13 protein-coding genes are annotated in these 19,537 nt (G+C 68.3%); 6 read left to right on the forward strand and 7 right to left on the reverse strand.

Annotated elements, in window-relative coordinates; genetic code table 11:
• Positions 1-123: 123 nt before the first annotated feature.
• The 3 genes from F4X11_21095 to F4X11_21105 form a co-directional block, all read right to left on the reverse strand.
• Positions 124-2,748 carry an NACHT domain-containing protein gene (locus F4X11_21095; GenBank protein ID MYN67490.1) on the reverse strand — a complete coding sequence of 875 codons (2,625 nt, stop codon included), beginning with the start codon at positions 2,746-2,748 and terminating at the stop codon, positions 124-126.
• Between the two features lie 27 nt (positions 2,749-2,775).
• Positions 2,776-3,912, reverse strand: coding sequence for a tyrosine-type recombinase/integrase (locus F4X11_21100; GenBank protein MYN67491.1), 1,137 nt, complete (start codon positions 3,910-3,912; stop codon positions 2,776-2,778).
• 137 nt (positions 3,913-4,049) lie between these two features.
• Positions 4,050-6,188: a PQQ-binding-like beta-propeller repeat protein gene (locus F4X11_21105; protein MYN67492.1), complete on the reverse strand. Its 2,139-nt coding sequence runs from the start codon at positions 6,186-6,188 to the stop codon at positions 4,050-4,052.
• 56 nt (positions 6,189-6,244) lie between these two features.
• Here F4X11_21105 and F4X11_21110 point away from each other — a divergent pair, with 56 nt between their 5' ends.
• The 4 genes from F4X11_21110 to F4X11_21125 all read left to right on the forward strand — a co-directional run bounded on the left by F4X11_21110 (position 6,245) and on the right by F4X11_21125 (position 12,874).
• On the forward strand, positions 6,245-6,739 hold the full coding sequence (locus F4X11_21110) for a hypothetical protein (protein ID MYN67493.1): 495 nt from the start codon (positions 6,245-6,247) through the stop codon (positions 6,737-6,739).
• Positions 6,740-6,747: 8 nt separating this feature from the next.
• Complete coding sequence (locus F4X11_21115; GenBank protein MYN67494.1) at positions 6,748-7,707, forward strand: hypothetical protein; 960 nt, start codon at positions 6,748-6,750, stop codon at positions 7,705-7,707.
• Complete coding sequence (locus F4X11_21120) at positions 7,707-9,899, forward strand: NHLP family bacteriocin export ABC transporter peptidase/permease/ATPase subunit (protein MYN67495.1); 2,193 nt, start codon at positions 7,707-7,709, stop codon at positions 9,897-9,899. Before F4X11_21115 ends, F4X11_21120 begins: the two co-directional genes overlap by 1 nt.
• A gap of 62 nt (positions 9,900-9,961) precedes the next feature.
• The gene (locus F4X11_21125; GenBank protein MYN67496.1) at positions 9,962-12,874 is read left to right on the forward strand and encodes an NHLP bacteriocin export ABC transporter permease/ATPase subunit; all 2,913 of its coding nucleotides are present in this window, start codon (positions 9,962-9,964) and stop codon (positions 12,872-12,874) included.
• Between the two features lie 43 nt (positions 12,875-12,917).
• Here F4X11_21125 and F4X11_21130 read toward each other — a convergent pair whose 3' ends face one another.
• The 4 genes from F4X11_21130 to F4X11_21145 all read right to left on the reverse strand — a co-directional run bounded on the left by F4X11_21130 (position 12,918) and on the right by F4X11_21145 (position 16,823).
• On the reverse strand, positions 12,918-14,219 hold the full coding sequence (locus tag F4X11_21130; protein MYN67497.1) for a formyl-CoA transferase: 1,302 nt from the start codon (positions 14,217-14,219) through the stop codon (positions 12,918-12,920).
• Positions 14,158-15,372, reverse strand: a complete 1,215-nt coding sequence (locus tag F4X11_21135) for a CoA transferase (protein ID MYN67498.1) — start codon at positions 15,370-15,372, stop codon at positions 14,158-14,160. The genes F4X11_21130 and F4X11_21135 overlap by 62 nt, the downstream gene beginning before the upstream one ends.
• Before the next feature lie 32 nt (positions 15,373-15,404).
• Positions 15,405-16,409: a hypothetical protein gene (locus tag F4X11_21140; protein ID MYN67499.1), complete on the reverse strand. Its 1,005-nt coding sequence runs from the start codon at positions 16,407-16,409 to the stop codon at positions 15,405-15,407.
• A 144-nt stretch (positions 16,410-16,553) separates the two neighbouring features.
• Entirely contained in the window at positions 16,554-16,823 is a 270-nt protein-coding gene (locus tag F4X11_21145) for an NHLP leader peptide family natural product precursor (protein ID MYN67500.1), read from the reverse strand.
• 337 nt (positions 16,824-17,160) lie between these two features.
• On the opposite strand from F4X11_21145, the gene F4X11_21150 reads away from it, so the two are divergent.
• Entirely contained in the window at positions 17,161-18,516 is a 1,356-nt protein-coding gene (locus F4X11_21150; protein MYN67501.1) for an FAD-binding protein, read from the forward strand.
• A gap of 21 nt (positions 18,517-18,537) precedes the next feature.
• A complete protein-coding gene (locus F4X11_21155; protein MYN67502.1) occupies positions 18,538-19,527 on the forward strand; it encodes a hypothetical protein in 990 nt (329 codons plus the stop codon).
• Positions 19,528-19,537: the final 10 nt, after the last annotated feature.

Below are 19,537 nucleotides of genomic sequence, written 5' to 3' on the forward strand. Positions count from 1 at the left end.
GAGGTCCCGGTAACCTATTGAATCTATTGGAGTAATTCCTGGGACACTACTGGGTTGATCCAGATTCTCTCGACCGGCACCTGACCGATCTGTAACTGCGACCGGTGAACTTCTCTCATGATGTCAATTCGCGAAAAGATATTGCCCGAGTGCGTCGATCCTCGGGGAATCACCTCCGAGAATACGGCAATCTGACGATCTTCGCCACCCTGAATCCGCGCTACACCCCGTAGAATCAATCACTTGCGGGGTTTTCGACCGAACACTACATAGGTATTCGAGCGCTGGTTGGATGTAATGCTGAGCCAGGGTCCTCATGTCGCCCGCGGGAAGCGCAGCCATTGCATCCTTGATTACGCTGTCCAAGTCTGTCTCGCCGATTCCGACCAAATCGAGCGCGGCTCGGAGGCGCGCAGGATGGTCGGTACTGCTCTCAATGAAACTGCGCATCGCGGTGACGGTCTTGGACCTGATCGCCGTGGGCATTAGGTCCACGTATTCGCGGACAACTTGCTCGAACGTCTGTGGATCCATCGATTTCAGGACGACGGTCAGCATGGTTTCAGACCTAGTCCACATAAGGCCTTCGACCGCAGCCTTTTTCACCACGATGCTGTCGTCGTCAACAGCGAAAATCGCGACATCGCCATCCATGCGATGATGAAGCAGCTCCGAGACGAAATCCGCTCGCGCCTCCTCTGTCCAGCCGCGCACCTCATCGCGCCACTTCTGCCCAAGCGACGAGACTCGGAGATCCGGCCACAGCCGGTACGTTTCAAGCCGCGTTTGCTGGTCGTTGTCCGAGAGGAGCGGCACGATGATGTCGCTGAAGTCGTCGTGGGCGGCGGCGAGCATTGCAGCGACCGCATAGTGGCGGTAGTTGCCGTCGGGGAATGCATAGACGGTGCGGAAGCGCTCGCCGACGAGGGCGCGGACCTTGTCCCAAACACCGAGGCCGCAAAGCTGCGCTAGTTCGCCGGCAAATACGAGATCGACGGCAAGGGCCATCTCCACCAACTTGGCGCCGGCGCGCGTATTCTTCTCGTTGGTTCCGCCATCATCAGCCGGCTCGGCGCAGGCTTCAGCGATCATGCGTAGTGGTTCGGCCCATGCTGGGTCGTTTACGTAGTCGACCGCGAAGCGGTCGGTTACATTGTAGTCATCTAGTAGGTTGAAGAGCTGCTCGCGAATGTCGAGCGCAGCGAAGTACTCCTGAAGTTGCTGATGCTCGAACCGAAACGCCACCTCTGGATAGTCAACACGCTCGAGAAGATGGTGACCCGCGAGCGCCGCTAGGATGGTCGGTGGTCCCACGAGGTCGATCTGCCCATTATTCGCAAGTTCGCCTGAAACGGCGGCAACCGTGGCGCAGGCATCAGCCTCGGTCAATAGCACCGCACCGCAGCGGGTCATCTCAGTTGCAAGGGCCTTCAGATAATCCACTTGGTGGCCGAAGATCGGTGGTGCTTGCAGCGCGTTTCTATGTTCGTCGCGTTCTGCCTGCACGCCGACGACCTGGGCAAGGACACCGATTCTCGTGGAGGGAATCGCGGCATCCACCTCAAACAGTGAAGCGACTACCGAAAGAATGAACGGCGTGAGGGTCAGCTCGTCGAGGGACAGGTCCGCGTCGAGGCGGGTGAGAAGTGCAGTTCCTTGGTCGCCAAGGCGAGCTACGAGGTACGCTTTACGCTGCGCCCTGCGAAGGTGCAACAACCGCACGCGTAGTGCGCCGGGCAACGGCGGCGTCAAGTGGTGCGTGCGGGTTGCGACGATGATACCGGCGCTCGGGAAATGGCGTTCGAGTTCTCGGAGTGCTGCGTTGGCATGCGCGGAATTCGACTCCGCGATCTCGTTCCAGCCGTTCAACAAGAACAAGAGCGGTTCTGTCTGCTGCACGCGTGCAAGGTCGGTGGCCGTAAGCCCTGCAGCCAGGAAATCAGGCATCCCGGCGATGTACTCGAGAATTCCTTGGCGCGATGACGTCCAAGCCGGAAAGTCGACCAACAGGGGCGTGCCAGCGTTGCGCGGGCGTTGTGCAAGCTGTACTAACGTCGTCGTCTTTCCGCGGCCAGCGGGCCCTTCGAGAACGATGCGGCGGCTCTGGGACAGCAACTGGTCGATCTGCTCAAGCGACAGCTCGTCCGAGGATTCCGCGCCCTTCGGATCAAGCCGCACCGCCGCGAGATCGACAAGCGGCTGTCCTTGTGTTCTGCGGGCCCAAGCGCGCGTGACCGCGACTGCAGCCCCCCGAGTTCTGTCAATGACATCGGCGAGTTGCGTTCCAGAATCGACATCGAGGCGGAGGAAGCGGGGACCGAGGTCGGCGTTCTCCGGGATCATCAGCAGAGTGATGATCTCCTCGCGTCCGATGATGAGGAGCTCGAGACGGTGTTCGTGCTGAAGTTCGTTTTCCCACTTCATTCGGTCGGCGTTGCCGACTTTGCCGGCCGTCACGAAGAGGAGCTGCCTCAATTCAGGGAACTTGGTCCTTGCGGTCTGTGCGTCGGAAGAGATTTTCTTCAGCGTCGGCGTGATTGAGGCGGCGAGTCCCTTGCCGACTCCCTCCGGGGTCTGGCTCGGAGGCGCGTAGGCGTCGAGGCCGAAGTCCTTCTTTCGCTCGTGGGCAATGAGTTGGGGCCAACGCTTCTTGCCGAGTACTACCGCGAGGGCTTGAAAACGCATCCCCTCCTCATGTGAGACGAGGTCATCGAGAGCTCGTTCGATGGCGGTTCTGGAAATGGCCACTGGTTCCTCGCACTACCGCCGGGCAGCTCACTTCGTCACGTACTCCGCCCACCGGTCCATCAGGCCACGGCGCTTGTCGAACAGGTCCGAGCGGGCGTACGAGCGCTCGACGGCACTTCCTACCTGGTGCGCCAGCGCCGCCTCGGCCACCGCATGCGGCACGCTTGTCTGCTCGCTCGCCCAGTCGCGGAACGAGGAGCGGAAGCCGTGCACCGTGCAGCGGTCGCCATAGAGTTGCTTCATGGCGGTCTTCAGCGTCGACGGGCATAGCTGTTTGCTGGCGCGTATCGGGGACGGGAAGCACAAGCCAGCCGGACTGTGCAGGCTCCTGACGCGCTCCAGCGTGTCCGTGGCGGCACGCGACAATGGCACTCTGTGCTCGCGTCCCGCCTTCATGCGCTCAGCCGATATCCGCCATTCCGCTGCCTCGAGGTCCATCTCGCTCCACCGGGCGCCGCGTGCCTCGCCTGAGCGAACGGCGGTCAGTATCGTGAACCGAAGACAGGCCTTTACGACGTCGCTCGCCCCGGAAGCGGCGATCGTGTGCATTGCGGCTCCTACCTCCTGGTAAGGCAGCGCCGCGTGGTGTTTCTGGGCGTTCCGACCGGATGGCAACGCCGCGCCGATGCCGTCGGCGACATTGAACTCCACGTACTCGCCAGCCACGGCCCACGCCAGCGCCCCACGGATCCACCCGTGCAGCTTCGACCCGGTGGCCGGCTTCTCGGCCAGGACCGGGACCAGGATGGCGATCACGTCCGGCCGCCGGATCTGGTCGATGCGGCGGGGCATGAGGGAACCGCAGTATCTCTCCAGCGCGTTCCGCCGGTTCTTCGCCCCGTCGCCCTTCCACGTTGCGGTCTCGGCGACCCGCTCGCACGCGGTGCGGAACGTGGGGATCCTCGACTGTCGCACGCTCGCCGTCGGGTCCCCGCCACGGCGGGCCAACTGGCGGTTGGCGAAGGCGGCCGCGCGTGCCTCGGCGAGCCCGACGTATGGATAGCCGCCGAGCCCGAGGTCGCGGCGCCTGCCGTCGACGGTCAAGCGCTGGACCCAGTGGCGGCTTCGGCCGCCGGGCTCGACGACGATGAAGAGGGTGCCGCCGTCGCCGTGTCGTCCTGGGGGCAAGGCGGCGATCTGCTTGGCTCTGAGTCGTCCTGCCATGCGGATCCTCCGTCGTTGTGCATACCACGAATATACCACGATTTGATCTGGAACAGGCGGAATATGTTCGGAGGAAGGTAGACAGACCCCCACGCTATACTCAATAAAAACGGGGGATTCCGACTCTCTTCGGACGACTACGGATTACTATGGCGTTCTGGCAGCGCGAAGGCGACCAGGCGCGGGCCGCCGCCGACGGTCAGCGCGATGTACTGCCGGCCGTCGAGCAGGTAGGTCATCGGCGTGCCGATGGCCCCGCTCGGCAGGTCGACCGAGGCCAACTCCGTCCCGTCCGTCTTGTCGTAGGCGACGATCCGCGGGCCGTTGTTCGTCCCCCCGGCGGTGAGGCAGTAGATCAGCAGCGTCTTCGTCAGCAGCGGGCCGTTGCTGCCGTTGTCGCCGCCGAGCGGCGGCAGGTTCAGGTGCCGCAGCCGCGGGTGGTTGCGGTAGCGGTCGCCGTTGCCGGTCGGCACCCACCAGGCATGCTCGCCGGTGTTCAGGTCGATGGCGGTCATGCGCGAATAGGGCGGCTTGAGCAGCGGCAGCCCTTGCGGCATCTGCGGGCTGTCGCGGATGGCGCCGCGCCGGGCCAGCCGCTCGTCCTCCGGGGCGCCGTGGGTGTAGGCCACGGTCGCGCCCAGCGCCGGGTCGGGTTCGTACAGCGGGATCACCGTGGCCTGGTTGCGCGACGGGATGTAGAGCATCCCGGTCTCGGGATCGACCGCCGCGCCGGCCCAGCCGGCCGTGCCGCCGTCGGGCGGGCGCATGATGGTGCCCCGCGTGACCCCCTCGATCGGCCGGTCGAGCGGCGTGAACAGCGGTCCGAGCCGGAAGCCCTCGACCGCTTCGATCGCCATCTGCCGGACCTCCGGCGTGAAGTCGACCAGGTCGTCGATGGTGACGCCCTGGTAGTCGAACGGGGCCGGCTTCGTCGGGAAGGGCTGCGTCGGCGACGGCACCTCACCCGGCATGTTGGTCTCCGTCGGCACCGGACGCTCCTCGATCGGCCAGATCGGATCGCCGGTGACGCGGTCGAAGACGTAGACGAAGCCCTGCTTGCTCACCTGCGCGATCGCCTTGATCGGGCGGCCGTCCACCACGACGTCGACCAGGTTCGGATGCGTGGGGAAGTCGTAGTCCCACAGCCCGTGGTGGACCGCCTGGAAGTGCCACTCGCGCTCGCCGGTCTCCACGTCGACCGCGATCAGCGTTTCGGAGAAGAGGTTGTCGCCGAGCCGGTCGGCCCCGTAGTAGTCGTTCGTGGTCGTTCCGGTCGGCAGGTAGACGTGGCCCAGCTCGTTGTCGCCGGCCAGCATCGACCAGACGTTGGCGTTGCCCGAGTAGCGCCAGGACTGGTTCAGCCAAGTGTCGGCCCCGAACTCGTCGGCGCTGTTGGGCACGGTGTGGAAGTCCCAGGCGTGCTCGCCGGTGCGCACGTCCCAGGCCCGGACCCAGCCCGGGATCGCTTCCTTGGTGATCCGGCGGTCGGCGACGTGCGATCCGTGGATCACCCTGTCGCGGACGACGATCGGCGGCGAGTGGATCCCGTAGAGCAGGGCGTTCAGGTAGTCGCGCTCGCCGCGGTTGGCGCGCGGGACGCCGTTCATGGCGTCGACCATGCCGCTGCCGTTCGGACCGAAGTCGGCGCAGGGCTGCCCGGTCTTCGCGTCGACGCACACCAGATAGCCGTTGCCGGTGCCCCAGAAGATGCGCTCGTCGTCTTCGCCGTCGGTCCAGTAGGCGACGCCCCGCTGGCGCCACGTCCCGGTCATCGTCGTCGTGCCCTCTTCGTAGCTCTTGGGGTTGAAGACCCACAGCGTCTCGCCGGTCTCGGCGTCGACGGCGACGCCCTGCGACAGCGGCGTGTTGAAATAGAGGACGCCGCCGACCATCAGCGGCGTGGCCTGGAACCCGGTCGGGCTCGGCAGGTGGCCGGTCCGGTAGAGGTTGGGGGTCTCCGCGACGAGCGCCTCGACCACGGCGTCGAGCGGGGCCCACCACTCGCCGCCCCCCGGCGTGGTCTTGCTGACGCGGTGGTCGACCGACGTCCACTCCCAGGCCAGCTCCAGGTCGGCGAAGTTGTCCGCGTCGATCTGATCCAGCGGCGAGTACTTCTTGCCCCCGATGTCGCCGGCGTAGCTGCGCCACTCGCCGTCGGAAGTGTCGTAGGTCTGCCACGGACCCGGAGCGCTGTCCTGCTGCGCGTGGGCGGGCGGCACTGCCCAGAGCAGGGCCGCGAGCAGGAGAACCGGCGCGAAACGCATCGACTGGCGCATGGTGAAACCTCTTTGCGGGCCGCGGCGTCCGCGGCGTGAACACGGTCGGGCCTTCTATGAGTGCAGGCAATCGTACACCGGTACAATGCGCCATGCCTGCTCCCGGTGCGCCGGCCGCGAGGAAGGCCGCCGCCAGGCCGACGGGCGGAAAGGTGGTCCTCCTCGCCGGCGGCAACCCCCGGATCGCGAAGGCCGACGGCGACGCCCCCGTGCAGGCCTACATCGCGGCGATGCCGGGCTGGAAGCGCGATCTCGGGCGCCGTCTCGACGAGCTCATCGTGCGCACCGTGCCCGCCGTGCGCAAGTGCGTGCGGTGGAACTCGCCCTTCTACGGCGTCGAGGGCCAAGGCTGGTTCCTGAACGTCCACGTCTTCACCCGCTACGTCAAGGTGACCTTCTTCCGCGGCGCGTCGCTGCGACCTGTGCCCCCCGGCTCCGGCAAGGACGAGAACTCGCGCTGGGTCGACATCCGCGAGGACGGCCTGGACGAGGCGCAGATGGCGACGTGGATCCGGCAGGCGGCCGCCCTGCCCGGCTGGGATTTGACGTAGCAGGAGTAATGCCACTGTGTGAAGGGGCGGCCCAACCCGTCGACTACCAGAGGAGCGCCGTGTTCTTCCAGACCATGTTCCGCGAAAAGGCGCTGGCCCGACGTGCGCGGCGAGAGACCGTCGACGCCCGGCTGCAGGTCACGGCGCCCCACGAGTGGCTGTTGGTGTCGGGACTGGGCGTGGCGCTGGTCGTGCTGCTGGCCTACGGCCTGCTCGGTCGGGCGGAGCGCAGCCTCTCCATCGAGACGGTGCTGGTCCGGCCCGGGGAGCGCATCGACGTGGTGGCCAGCGTGTCCGGCGTGGTCGTCGACGTGCTTTCGGAGGTCGGCGACACGGTAACCCCTGGTCAGCCCATCGCGCGCGTGCGAACGCCGGAAGCGGAGCGATGGGGCGCCGTCCTGCGCCGCCTCCGCGAGTCGATGGAGAGCGGCGACGCCCCACAGGACATGGCGGCCAACGAGAACCTCCGCGCCCTGCTTGCCTCGGCGCGCTCCGTGACCGCGCAACGCGGCGCCGATGGCTTCATGACGGAGGACATCACGACTCCCCGGCGCGGCGAACTGGTGACGCTCGCACTGGCGGCCGGCCAGCGCATCGCGGCCGGCGAGTTCGCGGCCCGCATTCGCGCAGCATCCGCCCGCCCCGTGGAGGCGCTGGGGTTCGTCACGCGCGAGGAGGCCATGCGTCTTGTGCCGGGCATGCACGCGCAGGTGCGTCTGGCCGTGCCAGGCACGGGCGCGCCCCAGGTCCTGCCGGCGCGCGTCGAGGATGTATCCCCCCGCGTCGTACCGCCGCCGCGGTGGCTGACCGAGTTCGGGCTCGAGCCGCCGGTGCGCTCCCATCTGTTGCGCGCCACGCTGATGGAGCCTGACCCGCTGCAGGTCATCGACGGCGCCAGCGGCACCTTGCGCATCGTCCTGGGTCACCGTTCGTTCGCCTCCCTGCTCTTCGGGAGCGACGGCGACTGATGGGCCTGGCGTCCGGGCGCGAACGCCGGCGACGCGTCCGCACGCCGCCGCTGCTGCAAAACGATCAGACCGAGTGCGGCGCGATCAGCCTCGGCATCGTGCTCGCGTTCTTCGGCCGCTGGGTGCCTATAGAAGAGTTGCGCGCCGCGTGCGCGGTGACTCGCGACGGCAGCAACGGCGCCGACATCTGGCGAGCCGCCAGGGAGTTCGGTCTCGAGGTCCGGGGCTGGCGCAGGGAGCCCCATCAGCTCCACCGCATGCGCATGCCGCTCATCCTGTACTGGAAGTTCAGCCATTTCCTGGTCCTGGAAGGCCATGCACGTGGCCGCTACTACGTCAACGACCCCGCCAGCGGGCGCAGGACCATCGACGCGGACGAGTTCGACGAGGCGTTCACCGGCGTGGCCCTGAGTTTCGAGCCGGGCCCGCAATTCGAGCCGGGCGGGCGTCGCCCCGGCATCGTGCGCCGCCTGTGGCCCTGGCTCCGGGACGGCAAGGCGGCCCTCGCCTTCGCGTTCACGTGCGGCTTGTTGCTGTCGTTGACGGCGCTGGCCCTTCCGCTGCTCCTCGGCGTGTTCGTCGACTACGTGTTGAGCGGCCGGGAGCCTTCCTGGGCGGCGGTGCTGATCGCCGGCGCAACTGCCGCAGGAGGGTTCGTCTACCTCCTCACCTGGCTCCGGGAACGCTGCCTGCGACTGCTCTCGGTGCGGCTCTCGATCGCGCGTGCGGACCGCTTCATCGCGCGCCTGTTCAGACTGCGCACCGAGTTCTTCACCCACCGCTACGCCGGCGATCTGACCGCGCGGATGCAGTCCATCAGCGAGGTCGCCACGGTGGCGACCGGCCAGTTCGTCGGTGTCGTCATCGAGCTCGTCGCCAGTCTTCTGTTCGTGGTGCTCATGTTCGTCTACGACCCGCTGTTGGCCGCGGTGGTGGTCGCCCTGGGGGCGGCGAGCGCCGTTCTCACGCGAACGCTGACCCGCTCGCGGATCGACGAGAACCGCCGGTTGCAGCGCGAAGCAGGCCACCTGCAGGCGACGGGCATGCACGGATTGCGCACCATCGACAACCTGCAGGCGGTGGCGGCCGAGAACGACTTCTTCGTTCACTTCACCGGCTTCCAGGCCCGCGAGCTGTTGGTCCGACAGCGCTTCACGGAGCTCGGCCACGTGATTGCGGCGCTGCCGGATCTGTTCCTGATCGCCGGCAACGCCGCCGTGCTCGGCCTGGGCGGCCTGCGCGTGATGTCGGGCGACATGACCCTTGGCGCGATGATGGGCTTCTACATGTTGGCGGCGAGCTTTCTGCTGCCCATCGGGCGGTTCGTGCAGTTCGCGGACCTGTTCCAGGTGCTCGACGGCCACCTGCAGCGCCTGGACGATGTCTTCGACGCGCCCGAGGACGCCCTCCTGACAAGGCGCGGCGAGGCGCTCGCGGAAAGGCCGCCGGCTTTCGCGAGGAGGCTGCGACTGACGGGGCGGTTGGAGTTGCGGAACGTGACGTTCGGCTACAAGGCCACCGAGCGACCCCTGCTGGAGGACGTGAGCCTGGTCGTCGAACCCGGCCAGCGCGTGGCCATCGTCGGGCCGACCGGTTCGGGAAAGTCCACGCTGGCCTCGCTGGCGGCGGGCATCCATCGGCCCTGGTCCGGCGAGGTCCTGTTCGACGGTCAGCCCCTCGCCAGGGTGCCGCGCGATCTCCTGACGGACTCCGTGTCGCTCGTCGACCAGCACATCTTCCTGTTCGCCGGATCGGTGCGCGACAATCTGACCATGTGGGATCGGGAGACGCCGGATCAGGCCCTGGTGGCCGCGGCCACGGATGCCGACATCCATGCGGAGATCATCGCGCGGCCCCAGGGCTACGACGCGCCCGTGCTGGAGGGTGGGTGCAACTTCAGCGGCGGCCAGCAGCAGCGTCTGGAACTCGCCAGGGCGCTGGTGTCGAATCCAAGCGTCCTGATTCTCGACGAGGCGACCTGTGCGCTCGACCCCCTCGCCGAACTGCGTATCGACGACGCCCTGCGCCGCCGCGGCATCACGTGCCTGATCGTCGCCCATCGCCTGAGCACCATCCGGGACAGTGATCTGATCGTGGTGCTCGACCACGGTCGCGAGGTTCAGCGCGGGACCCATCAGGAACTGATGGCGGACACGGAAGGCCTCTACCGTCAGCTCATGGAGGCCGAATAGGTATGGCGGACGCAACCGGACGGTCCGCCCCTCAAACCGACGGGCAGCGCTTGGACTCCGCTGTGGAGGTTGCCGCCAGCGGGCTCGCGGACCTCGCCCTGGCACATGGGGCGCCGTTCGCCGGAGGCGGCAATCGGCCCATTCGCCTCGACGATCCCGATGCGCTGTGGTTCGTCGCCCGCGGTTCGGTGGACGTGTTCGTGGCGCGCGAACAGGACGGCGGCGCACTGGTCGAGTTCAAGCATCTTCTGCGCGCGACGCGCGGCCGGCTGCTGTTCCAGGCGGACGAGGGTCCGAACGTAATCGTAGCCAAGGGGTTACCCGATTCCGAACTGCGGCGCGTGCCGTGCGCAGCCTTCCTCGCGGCGGACGAAGGCGGCGCCGTCGTCGATCAGGCGGACGCCTGGATTGCCGACATCTCGGCCGCGGTGGCTCTGGACGTCACTCATCGGCAGCCGATCGACTGTTTTCTTGCCGCCGGCGTGCTGGCCGACCTGAACGCCGGCGAGGTCGTATCGACCAAGGGCGGCGTCGTGTGGATGTCGGGCAGAGAGGTCGGTCTGGCGTTTCTGGGCACGGAGGAGCCCGACCGTACCGGTTCCGGCTTCGTGCCCGTCGCGCCGGGCAGTTGGGTCAGCGTGTCCGGCCCGACCCGGCAGCGGGGCGTCTCGTCACGGGAACTGCATCGCGAGGGGCGTCTGTTGGCGGCGTTGGCCGAGTTCCATCGCCTGTCGCTGGGCGCCCACGACCTCAATCGCCGCCTGTTGCTGGCCGATGCCGTCAACCTGCGCGCCGCGCAAACGCGGCATCGCCGGGAAAGCGAAGATGCCGCGCGCCGCAGTCTCTGCGACGTGGTCGACGCGCGCGGCGCCCGGCCGGAACAAGCAGGCGGCGCCGCGCTACAGGAGGCGCTGGCCTTGATCGGCCGCCATGAGGGCATCCGGTTTCGGGCGCCGCGGGCGCCCCAGGTGCGCCAGGGCGCCGGCGCCGAGACCGGTCCGTCGCTGGACGGTATTCTGACCGCGTCGGGCGTGCGCGGGCGCGACGTCGCGCTCGAGGCCAGGGATCGCTGGTGGCTCGGCGACAGTGGGGCGATGCTGGCGTTTCGGCGCGAGGACGGCGCGCCAATCGCGCTGCTTCCGGGCCGGTCGGGGCGCTACCGCATGGTGGATCCGGCGTCGGGACGCGCTGAATCGGTGAACGCCGGCCGGGCTGCGGCGCTGCACGCGAACGCCGTCTTCTTCTATCAGTCGCTGCCGGATGGTCGGGTGTCCGGCGTGGGCGCCCTGGCACGGGTCGCGTTCCACAGGTGGGGGGGTGACGTGGTCCGGTTCGCGACGGCCGGACTGCTGGCGGGCCTGGCCATGCTGGCGCCCGCCGTTCTTGTCGGCGTCTTTGCCGATGAGGTAGCGCCGGCGGGGCGCGTGGGAACGCTGGCCTGGCTGACGGCGGGGATGGTCTTGCTGGCGCTGACGGTGGGCTTGCTCGAAGTGATCGAGGGAACGGCCTTGATGCGTCTCGAAGGCCGCGCGGCGGCTCGCCTCACCGCCGCGCTCTGGGACCGCCTGCTGGACCTGCCGGCCGTCTTTTTCCGCAACTTCACAGCCGGCGACCTGGCGACGCGCGCCATGGCGTTCCACGATTTGCGCAATCACTTGTCGGGCGTGGTCATGGGCGCACTGTTGTCGACCGTCTTCCTGCTACCGACGTTCGTCCTGCTCTTCCTTTACGACACCGCGATGGGCTGGTTGGGGCTTGCGGGTGGCCTCGCTTCGCTGGCCTTCACCGTCACACTGGGCCTGCGTCAGGTGCCTCATCACCGGCGGTTGCTTGCGGCCGAGCGCTCGCTGGCCGGCGTACTGCTGCAGTTGATCGGCGCCGCGCGAAAGCTGCGCGCCACGGGCAAGGAGTGGACGGCGTTTACGCGGTGGGCGCAGGGCTACCGTGAACAGAAGCGCAGCGAGATGCACGTCGGCGTCCTGAACGAGCATCTGGTGGCGTTCACGGCTGCCGCGCCCCTGCTGGCCACCGCCGCGCTGTTCGCGGTGGCATACGAGAGGGGACCCGCCGCGCTGTCGGCAGGCGCCTTTCTGACCGTCTACGCCGCATACATGGTGTTGATGTCGGCCATTGCCGCGCTCGGCCGCACCGTGTCGGACGTGGCCGCCATCGTGCCGGCCGGCGAGCAGGTCTCGCCGATCCTCGAGGCTTCGCCCCGGGGCGCTGCCGGCGAAGGACCCGCGCCCGAGCTGCGCGGCGAGGTGCGCCTGGACAACGTGAGCTTCCGCTACGCCGAGGACGGCCCGCTGGTGCTGCGCGACGTCGCCATCCACGTTCGACCCGGCGAGTTCGTGGCGCTGGTCGGCGGTACGGGCACCGGCAAGAGCACGGTGCTGCGTATCCTCCTGGGACTCGAGAAACCCTCGTCCGGCGTGGTGTACTACGATGGTCATGATCTCGAGCGCGTCGACCTGCGCGCCGTGCGGCAGCAGGTCGGCGTGGTGGTCCAGGACGGTTCGCTGCAGCCGCGGACGGTGCGCGACAACATCATCGGCCTGGCCGCGGACCTGACGCTGGACGACGCCTGGCGTGCGGCCCGGCTCGCCGCCGTCGATGGCGACATCAGGGCGATGCCGATGGGCATGCTCACCGTCGTCACCGAGGGCTCGGCGGTGTTCTCCGGCGGGCAGATCCAGCGCATCATGCTGGCTGCCGCACTCGTGCGCCGGCCGCGCGTGCTGCTGCTCGACGAGGCGACCAGCTTCCTCGACAACAACACCCAGGCACAGGTCATGGCGCGGATCGAGGAACTCGCCGTCACCCGTATCGTCGTTGCGCACCGGCTGTCCACCATCCGCAAGGCGGACCGCATCTACGTGTTCGACCAGGGGCGGGTGGCGCAGCAGGGGACCTTTGCGCAACTGATCGAGACGCCGGGCGTCTTTCGCGACCTGGCGCGTCGCCAACTGGCTTGAGGAGGGCTCGCGGGAGCGCTTCGCGACGGCGTCGGTCGTCTTGCTACCGACGAGCGGCGTCCCGGATGACGCCGGCGTCGTGCAGCGCCTCGAGTTCCGCGGTGCTCAGGTCCAGCTCCGCGTCGAGCACCTCGTCGGTGTGCTCGCCGAGGCGGGGCGGGCGCTTCATCGAGACGCACGATGCCGAAGGTCCCGGAGCGAACCCCAGCATCCGTACCTTGCCATGCACCGGCAGATTCAGTTCGTGGATGAAGCCGCGCGCGGCCAAGTGCCGGTCCCGGTGCAGATCGGCCGTGTCCAGACACGCCGAACAGGGCACGCCGGCGCCGGCGATGGTCTCCATGGCCTCGTACTTGGTGCGTTCACGGGTCCAGGCAACGATCTCCTCGCGCAGCGCGTCAGCGTTCTGCAGGCGCCAGCGCGGGCTGTAGAAGCGCGGATCGCTGCGCATGTCGGCGCGATCCATGGCCTTGCACAGGGCGTCCCAGTGGGCATCGGTGAGGGGTTGGAGGTAGACGTAGTCATTGGCGCCGAACGGTTTGCACGGATACAGGCCGGCCGGCGGCAGACCGTGTGCGTTGCCGGTGCGCGGCGCCGCCCGCGCGCCCCACCTCGAGCCGGTGAAGAAATGCGAGCGCAGGTAGTACGTCACCGCCTCCTGCATCGACAACTCGACCAACTGCCCTTCACCGGTCCGCTGCCTTTGCGCCCAGGCCGCGAGCACCGCCATCGCCGCCTGGAGGCCGGTACCCGAATCGGCCATCGTCGGACCGGGCATCAGCGGCGGCCCGGCCGCCTCGCCGTTGACGGAGAACGCCCCCGCCGCCGCTTGCGCGGTCGGATCGACGCTGTGGAAGCCGGCGTAGGGGCCGCTGCCGCCGAAACCCTTGATGCGTACGTAAATCAGGCCCGGGTGGATGGCGCCGAGCGTTTCGTAGCCGATATCGAACCGTTCGATCACGCCCGGACCGTAGTTCTCCACGAAGACATCGAACACCGGCACCAGTCGCAGCAACAACTCTCGACCCTGCCCGCTGCCGAGGTCCACCGCCAGGCTGCGCTTGTTCGCGTTCCAGGCGCAGAAGAACGCCGAGTAGCCGCTGGAGCCGTCGCGTCCGAAGACGCGGGCCCCGTCGCCAGGGTCGGGCGGCTCGACCTTGACCACGTCCGCGCCGAACCACGCCAGGATTTGCGTACAGGATGGTCCGGCCTCGTACTGGGTCATGTCGAGGACCTTCATTCCATCCAGTGCCGGCATCTCGCACCTCCGCCCGTCCATCGAGTCACTCGAATCGCGGCGGGCCGCCGATTGCGCCGGCGTCTCGCAGTGCATCGAGTTGCGCATCGTCCAACGCGAGCTCGGCGCCGAGCAGTTCGTCGGTGTGCTCTCCCAGGCGCGGCGGGCGCTTCACCGGTACGCGGGACCTGGACATGCGGGGCGCGAAACCCGGAACGCGCACCGTGCCGTGCACCGGCAGGTCCAGCTCCTCGATGAAACCGCGCTCGGTCAGGTGCCTGTCGCGCAGCAGTTCTGCCGTGTCCAGGCACGCGGCGCAAGGCACGCGGGCCGCGGCCAGGGTCTCCATGGCTTCGAGCTTGGTCCGCGCCCTCGTCCACGAGCTGATCTCCTCGCGCAGCGCCCGGTGATTCTGGATGCGCCAGCGCGTGCTGTAGAAACGCAGGTCGACGCGCAGCTCGGGGCGGCCCATGGCCGCGCACAGCGATTCCCAGTGCTGCTCCGTCAGCGGCATGAGATAGACATGGTCGTTGGGGCCGAACGGCTTGCAGGGATAGAGATTGCCTGGCGGCACGTCGCCGGCGTTACCGGTGCGCGGTGCCGCCCGGGCGCCCCAACGCGAGCCGATGGCGCCGCGTCCGCGCACGAAGAACGTCATGGCCTCCTGCATCGACAGGTCGATTTGTTGGCCCCGTCCGGTGCGCAGCCTCCGCACCCAGGCCGCCAACACGGCCACCGCCGCGTATACGCCGGCGCCGGCATCGCCCATCGATCCCGGCATCATCGGCGGTCCTTGCGGTTCGCCGTTGATCGAGAACGCGCCTGCCGCTGCCTGTGCGATCGGCTGCTGGACCGCGAAGCCGGCATACGGGCCGCGGTTGCCGAACCCCTTGATGCGTGCATAGATGAGCCCCGGATTGACGGCGCGCAGCACTTCGTAGTCGATGTCGAGACCCTCCATCACGCCGGGCCCGTAGTTCTCCACGAGCACGTGGAACGTCGGCACCAGGCGCAGAAACAGTGCGCGGCCCTGGTCCTTGCGGAGGTCGATCGCCACGCTTCGCTTGTTGGCGTTCCACGCGCAGAACAAGGGGGCGTACGCCTCGTTGCGAGCCCGGTCCACGCCGCGCGCCCGGTCGCCGCGTCCGGGCATCTCGACCTTCACGACGTCGGCGCCCAGCCACGCCAATGCCTGCGTGCACGCAGGACCGGCCTCGAACTGCGTCATGTCGAGGACCCTCATGCCGTCCAATGCAGGCAAACTCCGCTTCTCCTCTGTCTGCCGCACCGCCGTCAGTTCCCGGCGGGACGGACGACCATCGCCGCGTAGGCCTTGGCGGCGACGCGGCCGTGTGCGACGACGACCTTGATGTGGTTGATGGTCTGGTGGACCCGGTAGACCCCTGCGGGGCCGATCAGCCGCGTGGAACGCGGCCACGCCCGCAGGCCCTCCGCCTTCGCAGGCACGCACCACCCCTTGTCCGCCAGCCGGTCGATCACCGGCAGCCAGCCCGCGCGGTCGATGCGAGACCACTCCACGGGACGAAACAGCTCCAGCCCCAGGCGGGGCGAGATGCCGCACGCGGTGACATCGAGGCTGAGCACGGCCCCGGGTCGGGTGAGCTCGCTCGTGTCCCTCACTACGGACATGGCCGCGGCGGGAGGGCCCGGCCAACGCAGTCGTTCGAGCAGGCCGGGAAGCTCGGCAGTGTCGATGCGATGCACGACGAGGCGCACGGCGCGCCGCCGCGCCGGCATCACGCCCGCCTGGCCGACGTGGCTCGTGCCGGAAAGGGCCTCGCACACGCGCTCGACCTGCCGCAGCTCCGCGGCGTCGGCGCGCCAGCCGGCCGCGGCCCACAGTGCGGCGACGGTGGCTGCCGGATCGTCGTGGAGTCCCCGCGCGGCGCCTTCCGAAGGGGTGCCGGGCACGAAGAAGATGCCCGGCGGCGCCGGTTCCTCCGGCAGGACCTCCGGTACGTCGTACTCGAGGACGACGGCGCCCTCCTTGCGGGACAGAAACGAGGCGGGGTCGCCCGCCTGCCGGGCGAGACAGGCGCCGAGAGCGGCCGCGGCCGAACCGGCCGGCGCCACTTCGCCGGCGCGGATGTAGTGCGCGGCAAGGGCGGAGCCGCGGACGGGAAACACGCAAAAGTCAGCCTCGGCCGCTTCGCGGCAAAGCGCGAACTCGAAACCGAATTGCTGGTCGATCACACCGATGGGCAACCGCCCGGCCATCGCGCGAAGACGCTCATACCCCCCGCCGCTCAGCAGGGCCGGAGGGAACACCCGCCTCATGCCTCCGAGCAGGCTCCCGAAGGATGGACTGCCGTCCAGCCGCGAGCCGGCTTCGGACCTGTCGACCAGTCGCGTGTCTCCGCTTCCGATTCGCTATCCGGCGTCGTCGGCGTCAAGCGAGCGGCCGCGGCGCCGGCCAGACGGTCAGACGGGCGAGCACCAGCCGCCGCCGCCGGCGACGGTGCGCATGTCCTCCTCGGCGAGCGCGGCCGAAGGCGGAAGCACCAGGTGCGCGGTCGTCGCGCTGTCCTCGTGCACCTCGATGGTGAAGTCGTCCGGGATGGACAGATCCAGCTCTGCCTCCATCACCGCCTTGGGATCGGCCAGCAAACGAGCCCGGAATTCCTCGTTCTCGACCGCCTTGTTTCGCACGTAGTCGTGAAACTCCTCCACGGTCTGAAACTCTTGAGCCATCCATCCACCTCCTGACAAGCCTCGATCTGCCAGCAGCAATGCCTCACTGTTTGTACACTGAGCCACTACAACGGCACAAGCGCAATTGTGATTATTTGGAGATAGTATGCTATAGAACGCGATATTAACGCGACTATCCGAAGCCAATCGTTAGGCAGAGTAACATTCGACTATCTGTAGCGGGATCGTCGGAGACGCTTGGCTTGCCGCGGATGCCAACCGCCACTGCGCGGCGCCTCACCCTGTCGAGTCGATCCAGGCCCGCGGACAGGCTATATCGCTGGTCGATGCCGTGAAGGACGCCGACGCGCCGATTAGGGCTGTGGACATTGCGCCGTTGCGTACCGCCGTCGCGTTGCGCGAAAGCGATGAAGGCCGCGAGGCGGCGAGCACCGACTTCGGTCGCATGGTCCGCAAGTTGCCCCGTGCGGTGGTGACGCCCCAATCGCCGGAGGACGTACGTCGGACCCTGGACTTCGCCCGTCACACGCGCTGCCCCGTAGCCGTTCGCGGCGCGGGTCACTCCCAGGCCGGGCAGTCGCTGACCGACGGCGGCATCCTGCTCGACCTGACCGGCCTCGACCGCATCGGCGAGATCCGGGACGGCGCGGTTCGCGTTCAGGCAGGAGCGACGTGGCGCAGGCTCGTCCGCCACGTCCAGGCCCGGGGCTATCTCCCGCCGGTACTGACGACGAGCCTGGACGTCACCGTCGGCGGCACGCTGTCCACGGGTGGCCTCGGCGCCTCTTCGCATCGTTACGGCGCGCAGACGGACAACGTCGACGAGCTCGTCGCGGTGACCGGAGACGCCCGACAGTTGCGTTGCTCGCGAACGGAGAACCCGGCGCTGTTCGACTGCGTGCGATGCGGGCTGGGCCAGTTCGCGGTGATTACGGAGGCACGAATCCGATTGCGCAGAGCGCTGCCCGATGTGCGCACCTTCTTCCTGGCCTACGACGACATCGAAGCGCTCATGCAGGACCAGCAGCAAGTCGTTTCCGACGACCGCTTCGAGTACATCGCCTCCACTTGCCTTCCTCGCGCGATGGGGCTCGAGCGTCTGCTGGCGCGCGGGTCGCCGTTCGCGGAGAGACGCTACGTCATGAGCCTGACGACCGAGTTCGACGGCGAGTGCGACTCCGACCGGGCCCTCGCCGGCCTGCACGGCGGCCGGCTTCTGGGCGCGGAAGATGGCTCGGCCCGAGATGTGCCCTTCGGCCCGGATCGGTTGGGGCCCGGGGACCGAGCGGACCGGCGTCTGGCGCATCCGTGGATCGAGGGGATCCTTCCCTGGCGCAACGCCGGGCGCTGCGTCGCGGAAGTACTGGCCGGCCTGCCGTCAGCATTGCCGACCGACACGGCCGTGCTCCTGTGGGCGGCGCGCCGCGACCGCTTCGGCGCCCCCATGCTCGCGCTTCCCGCCGGCGAACTGCTGATGGGATTCGCCATTCTGCCCGCCGTCAAGCCGGCGGCGCTGCCACGGTTGCTGCCGGGTCTGGAGGCGGCCGGCCGGCGGTTGACGACGATGGGCGGCAAGCGCTACCTGTCCGGCTGGATCGACTACGACCACGAGCAGTGGCGCGCGCACTTCGGCGACCTGTGGCCGCGGGTCGTGGATTGCAAGGCGGCGTTCGACCCGCGCGGCATACTCGATTCGGGTTTCATCCGCTATCGGCCGGCGCAGCCGGCATGAGGCAGGCTACGAGGAGACGGGGTGGACGAACGGTTGCGGCAAGCCGCGCGGGCGGCGGTCGAGCGCGGCCTCGACTTCCTGGAGAGCGTCGTGGCGCCGAACGGGAGCTGGCCCTGCTGGCGATACGACAATACTGGCCTCGTCGGCGCCCGGCACCGCGAGTATCCGCCCTTCGCGGCCGCGCTCGGATCCCTCGCGCTCGACGCCTGCCACCATCCCGGAGCCCGGGCACTGGTCGCGCGGACGCGCGAGTTCATCAGAAGCCGTATGCAGTACCCCGGCGTATGGAGTTACCCGAGCCTGCCTCCGTCCGTCGACGATACGGCGATCTGTGCGCTGGCGGTGGGTCCGCACCCGTGGCTCCGCATGGGCAGCCTTTGGGGTCGGAATCTCGACGTGCTCCTGGCGCATCGCGACGGCGACGGTCGGTTCGTCCTGTGGATGCCGGGCGACGATTGGCCGCGCGGACTCGACAACGAGGTCGACGCCGTGGTGAACGCCAACGTGCTCGCGTACATGGGAGACCACGCCGAGACGCAAGCGGCGCAGCGCTGGATCGAAGCCGTGGTCGCGGAGCGGCGCGAGGCCGACGCCTCGCCGTACTACATCGAGCCCGTGGATCTCCATTTCGCGCTGGCGCGCGCGAGCCGCTTCCGCGACGGCATCCTCGGCGAGCTGCGTCCGACCCTGGCGAGCCGCATCCTGGAGCGCCTCGGCGCCGACGGCGGGTTCGGCGACCCCATGCGTACGGCGCAGGCGCTGTCGGCGCTCGACATGCTCGCCTTCGATCTCGACGAAGGCGTGCTGGGCGCGGTCGTCGGGAGGCTGATCGAGGCCCAACGTCGCGACGGAAGCTGGCGGCCGTGTGTGGCCTGGAAGGAACCACCCGGATGGGCCGACTGGGTGGCGGCCAACGAGGGTCCGTTGCACGTGCTGCCGCCGCGCGGCTTCGCCTCCGAAGCGATGACCACGGCGTTCTGCATCGAAGCCATGCAGAGGTCGCTCCGATAGAGCGTCAGCG

The sequence above is a fragment of the Acidobacteriota bacterium genome (assembly GCA_009861545.1).
Taxonomy (GTDB): Bacteria; Acidobacteriota; Vicinamibacteria; order Vicinamibacterales; family UBA8438; genus WTFV01.

Excerpts from the sequence above, each read along its gene's own strand:
- F4X11_21120 (MYN67495.1), top strand. The coding sequence starts at position 7,707 with ATGGGCCTGGCGTCCGGGCGCGAACGCCGGCGACGCGTCCGCACGCCG.
- F4X11_21115 (MYN67494.1), top strand. The coding sequence starts at position 6,748 with ATGCCACTGTGTGAAGGGGCGGCCCAACCCGTCGACTACCAGAGGAGC.
- F4X11_21130 (MYN67497.1), bottom strand. The coding sequence starts at position 14,219 with ATGCGCAACTCGATGCACTGCGAGACGCCGGCGCAATCGGCGGCCCGC.
- F4X11_21100 (MYN67491.1), bottom strand. The coding sequence starts at position 3,912 with ATGGCAGGACGACTCAGAGCCAAGCAGATCGCCGCCTTGCCCCCAGGA.
- F4X11_21145 (MYN67500.1), bottom strand. The coding sequence starts at position 16,823 with ATGGCTCAAGAGTTTCAGACCGTGGAGGAGTTTCACGACTACGTGCGA.
- F4X11_21140 (MYN67499.1), bottom strand. The coding sequence starts at position 16,409 with ATGAGGCGGGTGTTCCCTCCGGCCCTGCTGAGCGGCGGGGGGTATGAG.
- F4X11_21110 (MYN67493.1), top strand. The coding sequence starts at position 6,245 with ATGAGTGCAGGCAATCGTACACCGGTACAATGCGCCATGCCTGCTCCC.
- F4X11_21105 (MYN67492.1), bottom strand. The coding sequence starts at position 6,188 with ATGCGCCAGTCGATGCGTTTCGCGCCGGTTCTCCTGCTCGCGGCCCTG.